Annotated in this window: 3 protein-coding genes; all 3 read right to left on the reverse strand. The window is 34.7% G+C overall.

Annotation, left to right across the window (positions count from 1 at the left end):
* A partial coding sequence (locus ACHRV5_RS22420; protein WP_395428338.1) for a class I lanthipeptide occupies positions 1–92 on the reverse strand: 92 nt, incomplete at its 3' end.
* 7 nt (positions 93–99) lie between these two features.
* Positions 100–249: a class I lanthipeptide gene (locus ACHRV5_RS22425; protein WP_230004263.1), complete on the reverse strand. Its 150-nt coding sequence runs from the start codon at positions 247–249 to the stop codon at positions 100–102.
* Positions 250–256: 7 nt separating this feature from the next.
* Positions 257–406 carry a class I lanthipeptide gene (locus ACHRV5_RS22430; RefSeq protein ID WP_230004263.1) on the reverse strand — a complete coding sequence of 50 codons (150 nt, stop codon included), beginning with the start codon at positions 404–406 and terminating at the stop codon, positions 257–259.
* Positions 407–444 lie beyond the last annotated feature (38 nt).

Below are 444 nucleotides of genomic sequence, written 5' to 3' on the forward strand. Positions count from 1 at the left end.
CCGCCGTCAACGTCATACATTTGGTTGTCGTTTAATTCTGCAACAGCTACTTTATTGAAAGCTAACTTGTTGATTGTGTTTTTGTTTTTCATAAGAGAATTAGTCTAAGGCTTTTGCCAATAAATAACTGATTACTAAAAGACATGTTGGGCTTGTTCCACCGTCAACGTCATACATTTGGTTGTCGTTTAATTCTGCAACAGCTACTTTATTGAAAGCTAACTTGTTGATTGTGTTTTTGTTTTTCATAAGAGAATTAGTCTAAGGCTTTGGCCAATAAATAACTGATTACTAAAAGACATGTTGGGCTTGTGCCACCGTCAACGTCATACATTTGGTTGTCGTTTAATTCTGCAACAGCTACTTTATTAAAAGCTAACTTGTTGATTGTGTTTTTGTTTTTCATAAGAGGATTAGTCTAGGGCTTTTGCCAATAAATAACTG

It is taken from the genome of Flavobacterium sp. FlaQc-52, from assembly GCF_044007495.1.
In the GTDB taxonomy this organism is placed as follows: domain Bacteria; phylum Bacteroidota; class Bacteroidia; order Flavobacteriales; family Flavobacteriaceae; genus Flavobacterium; species Flavobacterium cupriresistens.

Coding starts and splice junctions, on each gene's coding strand:
- ACHRV5_RS22425 (WP_230004263.1), bottom strand. CDS start 249: ATGAAAAACAAAAACACAATCAACAAGTTAGCTTTCAATAAAGTAGCT.
- ACHRV5_RS22430 (WP_230004263.1), bottom strand. CDS start 406: ATGAAAAACAAAAACACAATCAACAAGTTAGCTTTTAATAAAGTAGCT.